This is a genomic window from Mucilaginibacter tolerans, assembly GCF_030519375.1.
Lineage (GTDB): Bacteria > Bacteroidota > Bacteroidia > Sphingobacteriales > Sphingobacteriaceae > Mucilaginibacter.
The window spans coordinates 177,898-194,080 of the sequence record NZ_JAUMKB010000005.1; the positions used below are offsets into that span (position 1 = coordinate 177,898).

The 16,183-nt window shown below is 42.0% G+C and carries 18 protein-coding genes; 11 read left to right on the forward strand and 7 right to left on the reverse strand.

The annotated features are described in order from the left end of the window. Positions 1 to 102 precede the first annotated feature (102 nt). Together Q3A68_RS09180 and Q3A68_RS09185 are read right to left on the reverse strand one after the other, a co-directional pair. Positions 103 to 588, reverse strand: coding sequence for a c-type cytochrome (locus Q3A68_RS09180; RefSeq protein ID WP_302900773.1), 486 nt, complete (start codon positions 586 to 588; stop codon positions 103 to 105). Positions 589 to 657: 69 nt separating this feature from the next. Then, the gene (locus tag Q3A68_RS09185) at positions 658 to 1,512 is read right to left on the reverse strand and encodes an SDR family oxidoreductase (protein WP_302900774.1); all 855 of its coding nucleotides are present in this window, start codon (positions 1,510 to 1,512) and stop codon (positions 658 to 660) included. Positions 1,513 to 1,649: 137 nt separating this feature from the next. Between Q3A68_RS09185 and Q3A68_RS09190 the strand changes: the two genes are divergently transcribed. The 3 genes from Q3A68_RS09190 to Q3A68_RS09200 all read left to right on the forward strand — a co-directional run bounded on the left by Q3A68_RS09190 (position 1,650) and on the right by Q3A68_RS09200 (position 5,134). Continuing rightward, complete coding sequence (locus Q3A68_RS09190; protein ID WP_302900775.1) at positions 1,650 to 2,012, forward strand: BlaI/MecI/CopY family transcriptional regulator; 363 nt, start codon at positions 1,650 to 1,652, stop codon at positions 2,010 to 2,012. A gap of 5 nt (positions 2,013 to 2,017) precedes the next feature. Beyond that, complete coding sequence (locus Q3A68_RS09195) at positions 2,018 to 3,892, forward strand: M56 family metallopeptidase (protein ID WP_302900776.1); 1,875 nt, start codon at positions 2,018 to 2,020, stop codon at positions 3,890 to 3,892. Positions 3,893 to 4,060: 168 nt separating this feature from the next. Continuing rightward, complete coding sequence (locus Q3A68_RS09200; protein WP_302900777.1) at positions 4,061 to 5,134, forward strand: PepSY-associated TM helix domain-containing protein; 1,074 nt, start codon at positions 4,061 to 4,063, stop codon at positions 5,132 to 5,134. Positions 5,135 to 5,147: 13 nt separating this feature from the next. Here Q3A68_RS09200 and Q3A68_RS09205 read toward each other — a convergent pair whose 3' ends face one another. Then, a complete protein-coding gene (locus Q3A68_RS09205; protein ID WP_302900778.1) occupies positions 5,148 to 6,233 on the reverse strand; it encodes a DNA topoisomerase IB in 1,086 nt (361 codons plus the stop codon). Positions 6,234 to 6,311: 78 nt separating this feature from the next. On the opposite strand from Q3A68_RS09205, the gene Q3A68_RS09210 reads away from it, so the two are divergent. Next, positions 6,312 to 6,749 (forward strand): GNAT family N-acetyltransferase, encoded by a 438-nt coding sequence (locus Q3A68_RS09210; protein WP_302900779.1) that lies wholly within the window; start codon positions 6,312 to 6,314, stop codon positions 6,747 to 6,749. Between the two features lie 158 nt (positions 6,750 to 6,907). Beyond that, entirely contained in the window at positions 6,908 to 7,933 is a 1,026-nt protein-coding gene (locus Q3A68_RS09215; RefSeq protein WP_302900780.1) for an aldo/keto reductase, read from the forward strand. Positions 7,934 to 8,019: 86 nt separating this feature from the next. Here the strand turns inward: Q3A68_RS09215 and Q3A68_RS09220 are convergent, their stop codons facing one another. Beyond that, positions 8,020 to 9,033 (reverse strand): threonine aldolase family protein, encoded by a 1,014-nt coding sequence (locus Q3A68_RS09220; protein WP_302900781.1) that lies wholly within the window; start codon positions 9,031 to 9,033, stop codon positions 8,020 to 8,022. Positions 9,034 to 9,074: 41 nt separating this feature from the next. Between Q3A68_RS09220 and Q3A68_RS09225 the strand changes: the two genes are divergently transcribed. Genes Q3A68_RS09225 through Q3A68_RS09235 form a run of 3 tightly spaced genes read left to right on the forward strand, consistent with a single transcriptional unit; the run spans position 9,075 to position 10,873 of the window. After that, entirely contained in the window at positions 9,075 to 9,704 is a 630-nt protein-coding gene (locus Q3A68_RS09225) for a hypothetical protein (RefSeq protein WP_302900782.1), read from the forward strand. Between the two features lie 17 nt (positions 9,705 to 9,721). Beyond that, positions 9,722 to 10,429 carry a hypothetical protein gene (locus Q3A68_RS09230; RefSeq protein WP_302900783.1) on the forward strand — a complete coding sequence of 236 codons (708 nt, stop codon included), beginning with the start codon at positions 9,722 to 9,724 and terminating at the stop codon, positions 10,427 to 10,429. 45 nt (positions 10,430 to 10,474) lie between these two features. Continuing rightward, positions 10,475 to 10,873: a hypothetical protein gene (locus Q3A68_RS09235; RefSeq protein ID WP_302900784.1), complete on the forward strand. Its 399-nt coding sequence runs from the start codon at positions 10,475 to 10,477 to the stop codon at positions 10,871 to 10,873. A 65-nt stretch (positions 10,874 to 10,938) separates the two neighbouring features. Here the strand turns inward: Q3A68_RS09235 and Q3A68_RS09240 are convergent, their stop codons facing one another. Continuing rightward, complete coding sequence (locus Q3A68_RS09240; RefSeq protein WP_302900785.1) at positions 10,939 to 12,141, reverse strand: glycosyltransferase family 87 protein; 1,203 nt, start codon at positions 12,139 to 12,141, stop codon at positions 10,939 to 10,941. Positions 12,142 to 12,249: 108 nt separating this feature from the next. Further along, positions 12,250 to 13,464, reverse strand: a complete 1,215-nt coding sequence (locus Q3A68_RS09245) for a BaiN/RdsA family NAD(P)/FAD-dependent oxidoreductase (protein WP_302900786.1) — start codon at positions 13,462 to 13,464, stop codon at positions 12,250 to 12,252. Here Q3A68_RS09245 and Q3A68_RS09250 point away from each other — a divergent pair. Genes Q3A68_RS09250 through Q3A68_RS09260 form a run of 3 tightly spaced genes read left to right on the forward strand, consistent with a single transcriptional unit; the run spans position 13,463 to position 15,528 of the window. Further along, positions 13,463 to 14,086, forward strand: a complete 624-nt coding sequence (locus Q3A68_RS09250) for an NADH-quinone oxidoreductase subunit A (RefSeq protein ID WP_302900787.1) — start codon at positions 13,463 to 13,465, stop codon at positions 14,084 to 14,086. The two genes, Q3A68_RS09245 and Q3A68_RS09250, sit on opposite strands and share 2 nt — an antisense overlap. Continuing rightward, positions 14,076 to 14,585 (forward strand): NADH-quinone oxidoreductase subunit B, encoded by a 510-nt coding sequence (locus Q3A68_RS09255; protein WP_302900788.1) that lies wholly within the window; start codon positions 14,076 to 14,078, stop codon positions 14,583 to 14,585. Before Q3A68_RS09250 ends, Q3A68_RS09255 begins: the two co-directional genes overlap by 11 nt. A gap of 43 nt (positions 14,586 to 14,628) precedes the next feature. Continuing rightward, positions 14,629 to 15,528 carry an alpha/beta hydrolase gene (locus Q3A68_RS09260; RefSeq protein ID WP_302900789.1) on the forward strand — a complete coding sequence of 300 codons (900 nt, stop codon included), beginning with the start codon at positions 14,629 to 14,631 and terminating at the stop codon, positions 15,526 to 15,528. A 9-nt stretch (positions 15,529 to 15,537) separates the two neighbouring features. On the opposite strand, the gene Q3A68_RS09265 is transcribed toward Q3A68_RS09260, so the two are convergent. After that, on the reverse strand, positions 15,538 to 16,161 hold the full coding sequence (locus Q3A68_RS09265) for a hypothetical protein (protein WP_302900790.1): 624 nt from the start codon (positions 16,159 to 16,161) through the stop codon (positions 15,538 to 15,540). Positions 16,162 to 16,183: the final 22 nt, after the last annotated feature.

The following is a 16,183-nucleotide window of genomic DNA, read 5'->3' on the forward strand; positions in this document are numbered from 1 at the left end:
TAAAAATACAGCTAACAGCGATAAAAAAGAAAACGCTCCCGGAAAAGGAGCGTCTGTATTTTAGAAAAATCGTAAATCTAAATTGGTAAATCTGAAATCAAATTATTGTCCCGGAGGAGGCGGCGGAGGTGAACCGGCACCGCCCGGAGGAGGGCCGCCCGGACCACGTTGTCTTTCAGGGATTTTTATTTCGGGATGTGCTGTACCATGGTGGCAGGTATAACAGTTTACGCTGCTTTCCATCACCATGCCTAATGAATCTTTTTCCGCTTTGAAGAACTTCTTATTGAGTTTGGACGTCATTTTGAACATATGACGTGCTGTTTCCTTTTCAGGTTTTGCATCACTGGCAAAATCCATTTTATTAGTTTGCGCATTACGCACATGACAAAAATTACAATGGACACCTAATGACTCTGCCCACATATCCATTATATGGTCAAGATCTTTAAAGGGAATATTTTTGGGTAATACCTTCAGGTTTTGCAGTTTAGGCGGAGGACCCTGTTGCGGCATAGAGGCAGCTATGCCCAATGCCATTGCGCCAAACAGTCCGGCGGTAATGGCTAATTTTTTGCTGATTATCATAAGGTGTTGAATTTGGACTAATATATAAATACCTGACAAAAAAATGACAATGTAATAGAAAAAATACGTTTAAACAGTTGGTTTGTTTTTGGTGCCGGTTAATTTATCACTTATCTCCCATAAACGTTGTCGCGCAGCTACATCATCAGCCATTGGAGCAGGTTTATCGACCTTACATTTTTTAAAGTAAAGACCACTTTTTGATTCCAGTCTTAGTTCGGTAGCGAGGTAAATGGTAGTCTCAGCGCCTTTCTCAGGCGTTATCATAAATAGTTTTAAAAGACCTACAAATAGCTTTGCAAAACCTTTAACGCCATCCCAGATATGGGTATTCACCACACCGGGATGCAAAGCGTAGGATACAATGCCATCCTGCTTATACTTTTCGGCCAGCGATTTGGTGAAGTAGATATTGTAGAGTTTGCTTACCCCATAAGCTTTTAATGCCTTGTAAGGTATTACCTCCCATTTCAGGTCATCAAAATTGGGTTTTGCCGAGCGGTGCGCTTCGGAGCTCACATTGATAATTCTTGCTTGTCCCTTTTTTAGCAAAGGCATCAGGCTTTCGGTCAACAGGAAATGTCCTAAATGATTTACTGCAAAGGTCATCTCAAAACCGTCTTTAGTGAATTGCTTTTCCACAAAAGCACTTCCTGCATTATTGATCAGGATATTGATACCGAATAATTTGCCTGTCAGCTCTGCAGCTGCATTACGCACACTTTGCAGATCAGCCATATCGCATTCCACTACATAAATATTCTTATTGCCGCCTGCTGCAATTATCTCCTGTTTTACCTGCTCCCCTTTTGCGGTGTTACGTACCAGCATATAAATGGCATGACCTTTTTTAGCCAACTCCAATGCAGTTACCTTACCAATACCTGATGTAGCTCCGGTGATTACTGTGGTGATTGCAGCCATATTTCTTACATTTTACTGCAAGGTAATATACTACAACTATACTTTGCCCTATAAGAAGGGTTTAATTTGTTAAAAAATGTAAAATAATTTGGATAATTACGAAAAGTTCGTAGATTTACGAAACAATCGTAATTGATATGGAAAAATTAACCAAACAGGAAGAAGAAGCTATGCAGGCTGTATGGCAATGCGGCTCAGGATCAGTAAAGGATTTTCTTGATGCAATCCAGGAACCACAGCCCCCCTACACTACACTTGCATCTACCATAAAGAACCTGGAGCGTAAAGGTTTTGTTAAAAGCGAAAAAGTAGGTAATACCTATCGCTATGTTCCGGCTATTAAAGAAGAGGAATATAAAAAGCGTTTCATGAACGGCTTTGTGAGCGATTACTTCCAGAATTCATACAAGGACCTGGTCACCTTTTTCGCAAACGAGAAAAAGATCAGCGCCAGCGACCTGAAAGAGATCATCAACCTGATTGAAAACAATAAAAAATAACAGCCATGCCAGCATTATTTCTGTTTCTGTTTAAAGTAAATATGGCCCTGCTGCTGTTCTGCGGCGGCTATTATCTGGTGCTGCGTCACCTTACTTTTTATACCCTAAACCGGATATACCTAGTAACGGCCATTATTTTTTCGACCCTTTACCCGAAAATAAACCTGTCTGATTTTGTTCAGCGCCACCAGCAACTGACTGAACCGGTACCAACCGTCATACTTAATTGGGAAACCCCGGCTAAAAACCTGGTAAAACCGCTGTATCAGCCTGATTATTGGCAATGGGTCGAGGTGATCTTCTGGGCAGGAGTTGCTCTGTTTGCCGCGCGTATGGTGATGCAATTGTTTTCGCTGTTGCGGTTGTACCGCCGTTCGCAGCCCGGGCAGATCGACGAGCATAAAGTCCGTTTGCTGAAAGATGATATCGGTCCGTTCTCATTCTGGCGCAGCGTTTATGTCAATCCTACCAAACTATCTCCGGCTGAATTGAAAAATGTACTGCAGCACGAACAAATACACGTAAGCCAGTGGCACACACTCGATTTGCTGCTCGCCGAACTGAGCACTATTTTCTACTGGTTCAATCCGGGTGTATGGCTGATGAAAAAGGCTGTTCGCGAAAATCTTGAATTTATTACTGATCGAAAAATACTACAAAAGGGTGCAGACAGCAAGGAATACCAATACAGTTTGGTAAGCGTAAGTCTTGCTGCTATGCCCAACACTATTGTTAATCATTTTAATATCTCAACCATTAAAAAACGCATCATTATGATGAACGCAAAAAAATCATCGGGTTATAACATTACCCGGTATGTACTCCTTGTACCCGCAGTTGTTGTTTTACTGCTCACTTTCAGTCTGTCAAAAGCCGAAGTTACTAAACATACGTTTAAAACTATCGCCACGGCTATAAGCCATGTTGCTATTGTTGGTAACAGGGAAAATCCCATAAAAAAATCATCTACTACCATTAAAGCAACCAAGCCCGCTTTAGCCAAAGCTCTTGTTAAAAAAGCAAATATCAATGCTGACACTATTTATTCAGGCAAGGCAAAAAATGGCAGAAAATCATTCATGGTAATGTCCGATGCCAAAGCTGATTCCGTCAACTATGTGTTAAACGGTAAAAAATCAAGTAAAGAAGAAGTAAAGGCGATTGATCCAGAACGCATAAAAAGCGTTGAGCTGCTGAATGCAAAAACCGCAAAAGAATTTTATCCCGAACTGGATAACAACAGACAGGTAATGTTTGTAACCACCGAAGATTCAGAAGCCGGCAAAAAGTTGAAAGAAAAAATTGACAAAACTGTGGGCGATGGCACACTGGCTGGGGCCCATAACATGTCAATAAACGGCTCTCCGGATATAGCGACAGGTAGCTCTGTTGGTACCACAATGAGTTATACCGTTGCCAGATCTTCTGATAATGCAACAGAAGTTGAAGAAGAAACCAACAGCAGCAAAACTATAAATGCGGTAGTTGTAACAGGCGTTTCCCCAGCGGTAAAGGCCAAAACGATGACCGCTGTGAAAAATCACGTTTATGTTACTGCCAAACCAAGTACCGACGTTTTAATAACTTCAAACGATGCTCCTAATGTTGTTACCGTACAAGGTTTCGATAAAAAGGGGAATCCTGATGGCAAACCGAAAAAAATATACGTGAGTAAATTCAACACAAATAATGATCAACTGACCATTGACGGTGAGGGGCAACCTTTGTTTATTATCAACGGGAAAGAAGCCAAGAGCATTAAAAACATTTCCGCTGTTGATATACAATCCATTTCCGTACTAAAAGACGGAACAGCAGAAAAGAAATATGGCGAAAAAGGCAAGAACGGTGTAATTGAGATAACGACTAAGAAGAAGTAGTTATCGGTTGATTGAGTTGGATTAAGTTAAGTGGCTGGTAAACTCAAAACTTATTCAACTTAATCAACCACCTAGCTCAATCAACCTAATAATAGATCAGTTAATAGTTACCCTCGTTCCCTGTTTACACAGGGATGAGGGTCCTTGTGTCTGTCTCAACTAAATATTATGCACAAATTTGTTTTTAAACTGCATTTATACGCATCGTTAATATTATGCCCATTAATATTAGTGTTTGCCATCACAGGGTGCTTTATGGCTTTTGAGCCCGAAATTGATCATTGGGTTCACAGGAAACTCTCATACGTGGAACCTAGAAGAAAAGCCCTTTCTATTGCCGATATTGCTAATACTCTTAATAAAGAATATCCACATGATACAATTGTCGGGTATCACTTATCAACTTTCCCGGGCATTTCTTATCAGGTTTATACCAATATTCAAACCATTTATATAAATCAATACAATGGAAAAGTTTTAGGAACGATGGCAGGGCCTGATTTCTGGCAAAAGGCTCAAAATATTATTCATCAGCTTCATTTGCGATTAGCATTTCGGGACAACCACGATACAGGTAAACTAATAATGAGCTGGACCGGGGTGGTGCTACTTATCATTTTACCATCAGGTTTATTTTTATGGTGGAAGCAAAAGCGCGTATCAATTAGAGCAAGCGGCCAGTCCCGGCAAAAATGGTTTGATCTTCATAGCATGATCGGTATATTTTCTTTCGTTTTTATTATGATATCCGTTATAACCGGTGTGATTATTGGATTTGAAAATAAAACCACGCCTTTATTAAACAGAATTACCTCGAGCAAATCAATTGAAAGACCGGAATTTAAAATTGTACCGCAAACTAATGTGAAACAAATATCGCCTGATCGCGCATTGCAACTTGCCCGTTTAACATTGCCGGGTGCCAGCCCGTTCGATATTAATATACCAGGGCAAACTGAAGCATATTCTATCCGTTGCAGATATCCAGAGGACCTTACCCCCGGAGGTAGAAGTATGGTTATGATTGATCCCTATTCGACTAAGGTTCTTTTTATAGAAAGTTCAAGAACAGCACCAACAGGCACGCGCATTAAAATTGCCAACAGGGCGATACATACAGGAGATATTTTCGGAGTCCCATCTAAGATTTTGGGATTGTTGGTTTGTCTGGCGCTTTGCAGCCAAATTGTGAGTGGCGCTAGAATGTGGTGGCTCAGAAAAATAAAAAAAGCGATAAAATAAATGGTTAAAAACATCAACTCGCTTCGGCGAGTTTTTCGTTTTCTAAAATTTCTATCAGCGCTTTCTCTGCCAGGTTGAGTTCTGCTGTATTTACGTCATTGCTCCTGTCCAATTTCGAGATATATTTAAAAATCGTTCCCTCCTCGTAGCTTTTAATCACCGTAGGATGCACATAGTATTTTTTACAAACTGCACGAGTATTTCCCAGGTTGATTGCTACCTCATCCAGCACACTTACGATCTTCCTTTTGCATTCCGTAATGGTATCAAACCCGCCTGCTTTCTTTATGGCATATAAAGCGCTTACGCTGCCCGCCCAGGTGCGAAAATCTTTAGCTGTAAAATCCTCTCCGGTGATATCTTTCAAATAATGGTTCACATCTTCGGAACCGATGGAACGCTTATTGCCTTCATTATCAAAATATTGAAAGAGCTCTTTTCCGGGTATATCGCGGCATTGTCTTATAAGCCTGGCTAGTTTTCTACTATGCAGAGCTATCTTTTGATAAACTCCCTTTTTGCCTTTAAACTCAAAATCGATTTTTGCTCCTTCGATTCTAACGTGTTTGTTCATCAATGTAGTTAAGCCAAATGAACCATAGAGTTTTTTATACGACTCGTTCCCTACTCTGATACTGGTTAATTCCATAATGCGTATCACCAAGGCCACAACCTTATCATGATCAAGGTTTTGACGGGCAAGGTCTTTATCCACCTGTTGACGGATGGTGGGCAGGTATTCCGCGAATAACCGCAAGTGATAGTATTTGGATTGATTGCGCAGTTTATTCCATTCAGGGTGATAGCGGTATTGCTTGCGCCCTGCTGCGTCTGTCCCGGTAAACTGCAAATGCCCGTTATTATAAGGAGATATCCACACGTTGGTATAGGCCGGAGGAATAACAAGGCTATTAAAGCGATGTATCAAATCTTTATCCTTAACCAACTTACCATCAGCATCATAAAAAGCAAATCCTTTTCCAGATTTCCTTCGGGTGTATCCCGGCATCGAGTCGGCAACATATCGCAGCCCGGCAGCTTTGGCCGTGATCTTTGGATCGCGCCCTATCTTTTCCAGCTTCTTTAAAATTCGGTTCATTGATATTACAACACGACTATTAAACTTTAAGTTTTGGCGCCATCACTGTACCGGCATATTATAGTATATTTGAGAAGCATGCAATTAATACCCATTCAGGAACACCTGGAAGAAAACCCGGAATTTACCGCCCACCCTGATTGCCAGGAAAGCATTTATATGTGTATTGATTTTTATAAAAAGGTTGGTTATAATCCCCCATGGATATGCTACTATGTACAAATGGGCGGCGACCTGGTTGCCGCAGCGGCCTTTAAAGGTCAGCCGGTAAACAACAAGGTAGAAATTGCCTACGGAACTTTCCCGCAATATCAAAAGCAGGGTATTGGCACAAAAATAGCACAGATGCTTGTGCAGCTTTCCGTTCAAACTGATCCTGCCGTCCGTATCACCGCGCAAACATTAAAAGAGGAAAACTACTCCGTCCGCATACTCCGTAAAAACAACTTCAAACTGATAGGCACCGCTATTGATGAAGAAGAGGGCGAGGTTTGGGAATGGGAGTACGTGGTTTAGTGACTAGTTAATCAGTTAACCGGTTATCAGTGCCTTGACTTATTTCTTCCTGATAACTGATTAATCCATCACTGGTTAACTAACACACAACTTTACGCTCCTCTGACTGTTGAATTCCCACAAAAAACTCAATTTTACTGCAAATCAATCCAACACTTATGAAATACAACTTTTTAGGAAACACCGGTCTGGTGGTGTCTGAACTTTGTTTTGGTACAATGACCTTTGGCGGCAGCGGCGGCATTTGGGAAAATATCGGCAAACTTCAGCAGGATGGCGTTAATGAACTAATGAGGACAGTAGTTGATTCGGGCATTAATTTTATCGATACAGCCAACGTTTATTCTTTTGGCCAATCAGAACAATTATTGGGACAATCCATCATTGATCTGGGGCTTAATCGTAATGAACTGGTAATAGCTACCAAAGTACGTGGTCGTATGGGCGAAGGTAAGAATTATGTGGGCCTGTCACGTTACCATATTTTCCAATCGGTAGATGAGAGCTTACAGCGCCTGCAAATGGATCATATCGATATTCTGTACGTACACGGCGTCGACCCAAAAACTCCTGTTGAAGAAACTATGAGGGCTTTAAATGATATCGTTCTCACAGGCAAAGTGCGCTATATTGCTGTTTGCAACTGGCCCGCATGGATGGTAATGAAAGCTTTAGGCATAGCCGATAAGCATGGCTGGAACAAGTTTGTAGGTCTGCAATATTATTATTCATTATCTGGCCGTGATATTGAGCGCGAGGTTATGCCGTTAGCTTTGGATCAGAATTTAGGCGTAATGCCATGGAGCCCACTGGCAGGGGGTTTTTTATCCGGAAAATATACCCGCAATAACGAAAAAGCAGGCGACTCACGCCGGGACGTTTTCGACTTCCCTCCGGTGAATAAAGAAAGAGCCTATGATATTATTGATGTGATTACCGAAGTAGGTAAACAATATGACGTTTCGGCTGCGCAGGTAGCCTTGGCCTGGGTGCGCCTACAGAAAGGTATCACCAGCACCATTATCGGAGCAAAAAACCCGAACCAGTTGCTGGACAATGTGAAGTCGACTGAGCTGGTACTATCAGAAAATGACCTGAAGCGGATCAACGAAGTTAGCGCCCTTCCGAAGGAATATCCGGGCTGGATGGTAGAAAGACAATCGGCAGACAGGGAGTTGAAGTAGTCCGAAAGTCGGGAGACAGCAAGTCTGAAAGAAGGTAAACTACTATATTTTTCTTTTGGACTTGCCGACTTATACGGACTTACGGACTAAAGCTCTTTCAGAGCTTTAACAACATATTCCACCTGATCCGGGTGAATATCCAAGTGCGTCACAAAACGGATCCGATGGGTATCGGTGCTATTGGCTTTAATGCCTTTATTTGATAACTTCTTTAAAACCACTTCTGCAGGTTCAATTGTATCAAACAGCACGATATTGGTATCCACAGGCAATACATTTTTCACCCAACTACATTGCACCAATTGTTCAGCAAGTACACGGGCGTGGGCATGATCTATATTCATCCGCCCTATGTGATGATCTAATGCATAAATACCTGCTGCGGCTAAAAAGCCGGCCTGGCGCATTCCTCCTCCCAAAACCTTACGCACCCGGCGCGCATATTTTATAGTCGCTTTATCAGCCAACAAAACTGATCCCACGGGAGCGCCTAATCCTTTAGAAATGCATATTGAAATACCGTCAAAATATTTTCCATAATCAACAGCTTTATCACCTGTGTGAGTTAAAGCATTAAAGATGCGCGCGCCATCGAGGTGCAGTTTCAAACCTTTATCCTTACACAACTCTGCAATCGGCTTAATATCCGCGATTGTATAACAACTGCCCCCGCCTTTATTCACGGTGTTCTCCAATACAATCAAACTGGTGCGGGGATAGTGTACATTTTCAGCACTATTAATCTCCGGCCCTATCATTTCAGCAGTGATCCTGCCACGATCGCCATTTAATAGACGTGTTGACACAGCCGAGTTAAATGCAATGCCTCCACCTTCATAACGGTACACGTGCGAGGTTTGGTCGGCAATAAGTTCGTCCATTGGTTGGGTAAAACATTTGATAGCGATCTGGTTGGTCATTGTTCCTGACGGACAAAACAATCCTGCTTCCATCCCGAACATTTTTGCAGCTTTTTCTTCCAGAGCATTCACGGTCTCATCTTCACCAAAAACATCGTCCCCTACTTCAGCATGCCACATGGCTTCGAGCATGCCCGCGGTTGGTTTTGTAACAGTATCGCTTCTTAGGTCAACAATCATTGTATTATGAATATATTTATACGCTCAAATATCTAAATCTTATGCGTACAATTTTATTCTTTTTGACGATTCAGTTTTTAGTTTTACTTAATGCTGCAACGGCCCAGCAAAAAACACAGAGAGCATGGCAAACAGGTTGTTATTATGATTTGAAAGGAAATAAGTTTATTGGATGGGTCACCAGGGAACAAGACGTAGAGTATTATTTTCAGGAAGTACAAAATGCTATCTTCTTTAAAACTGTAGAAAATAGCAGGGGACGTAAAATACCGGCGGATAGTATGCAAGCTTATGTTGCCATGGTCGATAGTTTTGTAGTTATCCATGCGTTTGGCATGAAAAGAAGGCCATTTATACGAGTAATTGTAGATGGTACTGTCAAGTTATATGAATCAAAGTTTAATGAACAACCGCTTTTACAATCCATGCAATCAAATGGCATGATGGTCACGACTGGCGCAGGTAAACCATACGAAAAGACCGTATATTATTATGGAACCAACCCTAATGATATTACTCAACTTAAGAGATCGAACTTTTTAAAGGAGATGACCGAAATATTTTCATCGGAGCCAGCGTTACTTGATGAAATAAAGTACCAGGAATATAAATATGATGATATGGATGCTATATTAAGTCATTATTTTTGGTATAAACGCCACGAAAAGTGACCAGAAAACTGTAGAGGATGACACGATATAAATTGACTGGATTGGCTTGTTGCTTATTATTATTCATAACAGTAGATGTTAAAGCCCAAAAATGGCAGCCCGGCTCGTTTACCGATATCAAAGGCAATAAGGTAACAGGACTGATCCGCGAGAACCCTACCAGTAAAGGTCCGATTAAAGACGAAGGCTACATTGAATTTAAGGACGACAGTAAAGCCAACCCCTACAAACTCAGCGCCAGCGATCTGAAATCGTTCATGATAGGTCGCGATAGTTTTGTTGTAGCGCACGCCCCCGGTAATTCAAACTGGAGTAAAAAGGAACTTGACTTTGTGCAGGTAGCGTTGGACGAAGAAACCAAATTGTATGCAGCTGATGTGGCTACAGGCGGTGGTGGTACCGGCAAACGCGGCGTTTCTGTTTCGCCGGAGTTTGGCGGAGGTATTGGCACCGGGGGTTATGGAGGTTTTGGCGGAGGAGTAGGTATCAACCTCGGTGGTGGTGGCGGCGGAAAAGGTAAGGTAATAGCAACTTATTACTATGGCACCAATACGGCCACCATGCAGCAATTGACACCGATGAACTTTAAAGATGTAATGAGCGACATTATGGGCGACGAGCCCGATGTGGTAGATAAGATACAATCAGGCCAGTTTAATATTAATAATATTGGTAAACTGATCGATTACTTTAAGCAGGTGAAGGCTGCGCATAAGCAGCAGTGATTTTAACTATTCAGGTAAATGTAAATCCAAACTAACTAGAAAATAATGAAATACGTTGGCTTTATCACAAGATTTGATCCACGAAGACCTGGTGCTAAGGATTTACCTGACATGCTTCAAGAACAAAATGAGGATGACGGCTTGCGAAACGTTATAATCGATTATTTATCCGCGGGACATTTCCTATTTGGTTGGATGTCTTTTCTTCGTGAAGAGGATGGCACTCCAATAGGTAATAACGACTTTTTTTCGGATGGCGTTTATGTATGGCCACTTTATTACCTATATTATCTGAAAAAGCATCCGAATTTAGAGATAGATGAAGAATTTATAGATCACGTTAGAAACAATAATTTCATCATTCCAAAAGTATCCAAGGAGAGTTTGCTTGCTTTGGAAAAACAGTACGATCTAGATGGTATTAGCTTCAATTCAAATAAATAATTTACCAAGCGCAAACTGCTGCCGCGAGCTTTCAGCTCGTATTGAGCATTGTTAAAGCTCCCAGCTTATGGCCTAGCATACGCATTCGATAATACTAACTGCTCCTCCTTTAAAGATTCCTTGGAAATAAAATCCTTAAACAACAACTCCCACGATATCATCACCCAAACAACAATACAAGGCCAGGCTTTTATAGAGTATTTAGCAATAATATCCTGTCGTATGGGTTTGGGCATAGCATCGGTAAGACCAAGGCCGGTTACTACGAGCAATAATACGATCAGTATGATGTTGGTTGTAGTAAAAGGCTTTTGCTGAATCAGCATCCACAGCATGCACCCGGCTACGGCAATGATGAAGGTTGGGTGCTCGGCGCCAGTACTGAAGATCACTACCATAATAAGAGAGGTGGCCAGTATCTGTAACCTGAATTTGTAAGATTGAAACTGTTTAAACCGCAGCAAAGGCAAAACGAAAATAACAGCACCTGCTATAAGAAATGGCAGGTTAGGCACATGCACATTACCCGTTAATCGCCTTACAACCCCCATTATGCACATATCTTGTGAGGTATTCAACCCCGTATTCATGGCGTTTTTGATGCTAAGCGCTTCCATCCATTGATGATAGGATTGTATTACAAACGAAGGACCTGACACGATCATCGGTGCGAAGAACAACACTACTGCCCAAATAAAAGTCCATATCACAAACCGCTCTTTATGTTTTGAAAACAGGAAAAACGCCAGTCCGACAACCGGGTATAGTTTCACCAAAGTACCCGCGACGATCAGCAGCGTTGCCCATCGTTCCTTCTCCTTCTCTACGAGTATAAAACTGATGACGATCACCGCGGTAATCATCGGGTTGAACTGCATATAAAATATCGAATTGGCGAACTCTATGGCGCACAATAGCAGCATGATAGTTTTACGCTTGTTATTTAACGGCAACATACTTACGGCGAGGATCACGGCTAAGGCGTTCCCGACTTCCCACAGGAAAAAACCCACAAACTCGGGCGGAATAGCAAACGGGGCAACAAACAGGGTGAATAAAGGCCCGTAATAATAGATATCGCCATATTCTTTGGGATAAGCTGCATACAAATTCAGGTGTGCACGGGCATGATACCACGAGTCACGGAAGATGAGGTAATTATTATCGATATGCCTGAAATATTTGAGCTGCCAGGTAAAAACAGCCACCGCCACATATAAAATGCAAGTCCATTGATAGCCTGTTAACCCAAGGAATTTTTTTGTCATAGATCAAGGTAAGTTCAAAAGTACTTTTTGTAGGTGAAAACTGAAAGCGAAAGGTTTTAACTAAACAGCGATGCTTTTTGCTTTGGCCCTTCTGCTTTAACCTTTGAGCTACATATTCTGTGCTATAACAAATCCACTCGCCCAGGCCCATTGAAAATTATAGCCGCCAAGCCAGCCGGTTACATCCACACATTCGCCACCGAAAAATAAACCTGGAACTTTCTTTGCTTCTAATGTCTTGGATGATAGTTCGTCAGTTGATACACCGCCGCGCATTACTTCGGCTTTATCATAGCCTTTGTCCCCTGCCGGTTTTACTTTGAATTCGTGTACCAATACGGATATATTTTCCAGGTCAGCATTACTTAATGAAGCCAGGTTTTTATCAACCGGCAGCTTGTCACTTATTGCCTCAGCAAATTTTCTCGTAAATAAATTAGAAAGGTAAGCCAGCAGCATTTTTTTGCCATTTGCTTCCCGTTCCTGTTGTATCAGTTCAATAATATTCTGATGCGGCAACAGGTCGATGTATATCCATTCTCCCGGTCGCCAATAAGAGGATATTTGAAGTATGGCCGGACCGCTCAATCCCCAATGGGTAAACAAAATATTTTCCTCAAAGCTTATCTTATCGTTCCAAACCCGGCAAAACAAGCTATTGCCTGATAGTTGGGCATACCAGTCCTGGTCTTTCCCGGTTATCGTGAGTGGCACAAGCGCTGGGGCCGTTTCAGCTATTTTCAACCCGAATTTCCGGGCAGTTTTCAACCCTAAATCAGTAGCACCCATTTTAGGGATCGGCAATCCCCCGGCAGCCATAACTACTTTTGGAACTGACAGTTTCTGTTCATTTCCATTTCTTATGATATGGACTACAAAGTCGTTTTTAACCTTTTCAACACCTACAACCTCGGTATCACACCATATCTCCTGCTTAAAATCGTCGCAAAGATTGGTAAACACACTTACTACATCCTTTGCCTTATCACTTACCGGAAAGAGCTGCCCCAAAGTTTTCTCCTTACCAATAATACCATAAGTCTCAAAGAAACTAACCGTATCATCAACCGTCCACTGCGCAAAAGCCGACTTGCAGAAATGTTCGTTTTGCGATATAAATTGCTGTGGCGACGAATACAGGTTGGTGTAGTTACACCGTCCGCCACCGCTGATCAGTATTTTGGCACCCGGGCGATCATTCTTCTCCAGTACCAAAACACGCTTGCCCAGGTAGCCTGCCTGCACGGCACACATCAGTCCGCATGCACCGGCACCTATTATTATTGCGTCAAAGTCTGTTTGTTTTCGTAAATTTGTAGTCATGCAAGGGGTTTCGCAAATATCAGAATTTGGCAAGATACTCATCTTTCTAATTATAGGAATTTTGATGGTGTCAGTAGCATTTTTTGTATCACGCATGATCGCCCCTAAAAACCCTACCCCCGAAAAGCTAACCTCCTACGAATGCGGCGAAGAAACCGTCGGCAGTGCATGGGTTCCGTTTAATTCGAGATTTTATGTTATCGCACTGATCTTCTTGCTGTTCGATGTGGAAATGATCTTCATTTTACCCTGGGCGACGGTATTCGGTAGCCACGAAGCAGCAAAAATTGATTCCCGCTGGGGTTGGCTGTCACTGACAGAAATGTTCATATTTTTGGGCATACTGATATTAGGCCTGGTATATGTTTGGGTAAAAGGCGACCTTGACTGGATAAAACCAAAACCCATAAAACCTGTTGTAGATACACAGGTACCCGTTTCATTATATGAGAAACTAAATAAGAAGCAAAGTGCCTATACGGTAAAGGGATTTACTCTTGAAGCCGTTACACCTCCACCCACCCCGACTGCAACTGCTACTACCACTACTACTGAGAACCCACAGCCTATAAGAAAACCGATGTTTAAACCAACTTTTAAAAAGCCCGGTAATGAATCCTGAAAATATGAATGAAAGCGGCGGTGTGGTAGTGACCAAAATGAACGACCTGCTCAATTGGGCGCGGTTGTCATCTTTGTGGCCATTGAGTTTCGGTATTGCCTGCTGCGCCATAGAAATGATGGGGTCCTTCGCCTCCACATACGACATGGACCGTTTTGGCGTATTCCCTCGTCCTTCAGCCCGTCAGGCTGATGTAATCATCATAGCAGGCACAGTAACCTTTAAGATGGCTGAACGCATTAAACGCTTATACGAGCAAATGCCTGAGCCTAAATATGTAATATCGATGGGGTCTTGCTCCAACTGTGGCGGCCCGTACTGGCAACATGGCTACCATGTAGTAAAAGGCGTCGACAGGGTAATACCTGTTGATGTATACGTACAAGGCTGCCCTCCCCGTCCTGAAGCCTTGATAGGCGCGATTATCGAGCTCCAGAAGAAAATAGAAGGCGAAAGTCTTTTCGGTAAAGCTAAAGCAGCAGGTACTCCAGTTGCTTAAATAAGCTGATATGTCTATCTTCATCGGATTATCCATGTTACCTATGAAAAGGATTTTGTTTTTTATCAGCTTAGCTTTTATATCCTTAAAAATTTCAGCTCAAAATTTCAACCCTGTAAGAGATGTTTTCCCTGCTGGCACTGTGCATTACGACAATATCCCTTATGCCAATGACACCCTGAAAAAGCATATGTTGGATGTTTACGTACCGCCAACCGGAAAAAACAGTTACCCGGTGGTGGTCTGGATACATGGTGGTGCATGGATGTCCAACGACAAATATGCCGACATGGGTTACATGAAAAATACCCTCAAAGAATTTATTGAAAAAGGCTATGCCGTGGCCTCAATTGATTACAGGTGGAGTACTATGGCCATTTTCCCTGCGCAAATACAAGACTGCAACCAGGCATTAGAGTTTCTTTACCAGAACGCGGACAAATATCAATTGGATAAAAACCGCATTGCGTTAATTGGCTTTTCCGCCGGAGGACACCTGGCGAATCTGGTTGGGCTATCGAACAATAATACCGTTAAAGACTTTTATTCGGATGGCAAAAAGCCGCATTTCAAGGTAAAAGTTGTGTTGGATTTCTATGGCCCGATTGATCTGTTGACACTCAAGGGCCATGATTCAAATGATCCACGCAGCCCAATCACTCTGTTACTCGGCGGAATGGTTGCAGATAATGAACTCAAAGCAAAAAAAGCGAGTCCGGTTACCTATCTTGACAAGAACGACCCTCCATTTCTGATTGTCCAGGGTGAAAAAGACGAATCAGTTAATCCGGATCAGGCGATTTCGTTAAGTGAAAAGCTAAAAGCTGTAGGCGTAAAAAACGATCTGATCATTGTACCAAACGCACCTCACTACGGCGTTATGTTTGATGCTGAGAATATAAGACAGAAAATCTTCGAATACCTCGGCGAGTACCTGAAGTAATAGAGAAACTTACAACCAGGAAGATTTGCGGGCCCTGATTGGCTGTTTAATAATCTCCTTGAGCAAGGTCTGCAAAACGACCGCATTCCAATGGATGGAGAAAACACAGCATTTAGAAAGCGCCAGATCTTCAACGTGATGAATCACGAAATGGGTTTGATAACTACTTACAGCTATTTCGTTCCAATTCAGGCTATTATCATCCCAACTTATACCATCGGAATTAAAAGTAACTCCTGACAATTCAAAAGTCTGCCTGATATTGAACAACTCCATATAAAAGCTTAATTGGCTTTCCATATAAAAGTCCCAGAAGTAATCCAGCGACTCGGCCCAAACTTGATAATATGCTTCCCGCTTAAAGCCATAATAGCTATTCAGTTTTAGGCGATATATCTTATTCTGATAATCTTTTACCTCGATAAAATATCTCCGGCAAAAGGTCATATCAAAAATGTGCATATCCTTAATGCCGAACCTAAAACCAGCTATATCTTCACATGGAATAAACAGATCGCCATCAATGCTTAATGGCTTCTCGATACTTAAGCCCGACTCAGCAAATACAATCTTTCTCACTATCTTTTTTGAGATTAGTGCAGGTATTTCGATGATATTAAGCGGATGGGCCATTATGTTTTAAAAATAAAAAAAA

Coding starts and splice junctions, on each gene's coding strand:
- Q3A68_RS09230 (WP_302900783.1), top strand. CDS start 9,722: ATGACACGATATAAATTGACTGGATTGGCTTGTTGCTTATTATTATTC.
- Q3A68_RS09215 (WP_302900780.1), top strand. CDS start 6,908: ATGAAATACAACTTTTTAGGAAACACCGGTCTGGTGGTGTCTGAACTT.
- Q3A68_RS09185 (WP_302900774.1), bottom strand. CDS start 1,512: ATGGCTGCAATCACCACAGTAATCACCGGAGCTACATCAGGTATTGGT.
- Q3A68_RS09265 (WP_302900790.1), bottom strand. CDS start 16,161: ATGGCCCATCCGCTTAATATCATCGAAATACCTGCACTAATCTCAAAA.
- Q3A68_RS09195 (WP_302900776.1), top strand. CDS start 2,018: ATGCCAGCATTATTTCTGTTTCTGTTTAAAGTAAATATGGCCCTGCTG.
- Q3A68_RS09220 (WP_302900781.1), bottom strand. CDS start 9,033: ATGATTGTTGACCTAAGAAGCGATACTGTTACAAAACCAACCGCGGGC.
- Q3A68_RS09210 (WP_302900779.1), top strand. CDS start 6,312: ATGCAATTAATACCCATTCAGGAACACCTGGAAGAAAACCCGGAATTT.
- Q3A68_RS09205 (WP_302900778.1), bottom strand. CDS start 6,233: ATGAACCGAATTTTAAAGAAGCTGGAAAAGATAGGGCGCGATCCAAAG.
- Q3A68_RS09235 (WP_302900784.1), top strand. CDS start 10,475: ATGAAATACGTTGGCTTTATCACAAGATTTGATCCACGAAGACCTGGT.
- Q3A68_RS09240 (WP_302900785.1), bottom strand. CDS start 12,141: ATGACAAAAAAATTCCTTGGGTTAACAGGCTATCAATGGACTTGCATT.
- Q3A68_RS09245 (WP_302900786.1), bottom strand. CDS start 13,464: ATGACTACAAATTTACGAAAACAAACAGACTTTGACGCAATAATAATA.
- Q3A68_RS09260 (WP_302900789.1), top strand. CDS start 14,629: ATGAAAAGGATTTTGTTTTTTATCAGCTTAGCTTTTATATCCTTAAAA.
- Q3A68_RS09190 (WP_302900775.1), top strand. CDS start 1,650: ATGGAAAAATTAACCAAACAGGAAGAAGAAGCTATGCAGGCTGTATGG.
- Q3A68_RS09200 (WP_302900777.1), top strand. CDS start 4,061: ATGCACAAATTTGTTTTTAAACTGCATTTATACGCATCGTTAATATTA.
- Q3A68_RS09180 (WP_302900773.1), bottom strand. CDS start 588: ATGATAATCAGCAAAAAATTAGCCATTACCGCCGGACTGTTTGGCGCA.
- Q3A68_RS09250 (WP_302900787.1), top strand. CDS start 13,463: ATGCAAGGGGTTTCGCAAATATCAGAATTTGGCAAGATACTCATCTTT.
- Q3A68_RS09255 (WP_302900788.1), top strand. CDS start 14,076: ATGAATCCTGAAAATATGAATGAAAGCGGCGGTGTGGTAGTGACCAAA.
- Q3A68_RS09225 (WP_302900782.1), top strand. CDS start 9,075: ATGCGTACAATTTTATTCTTTTTGACGATTCAGTTTTTAGTTTTACTT.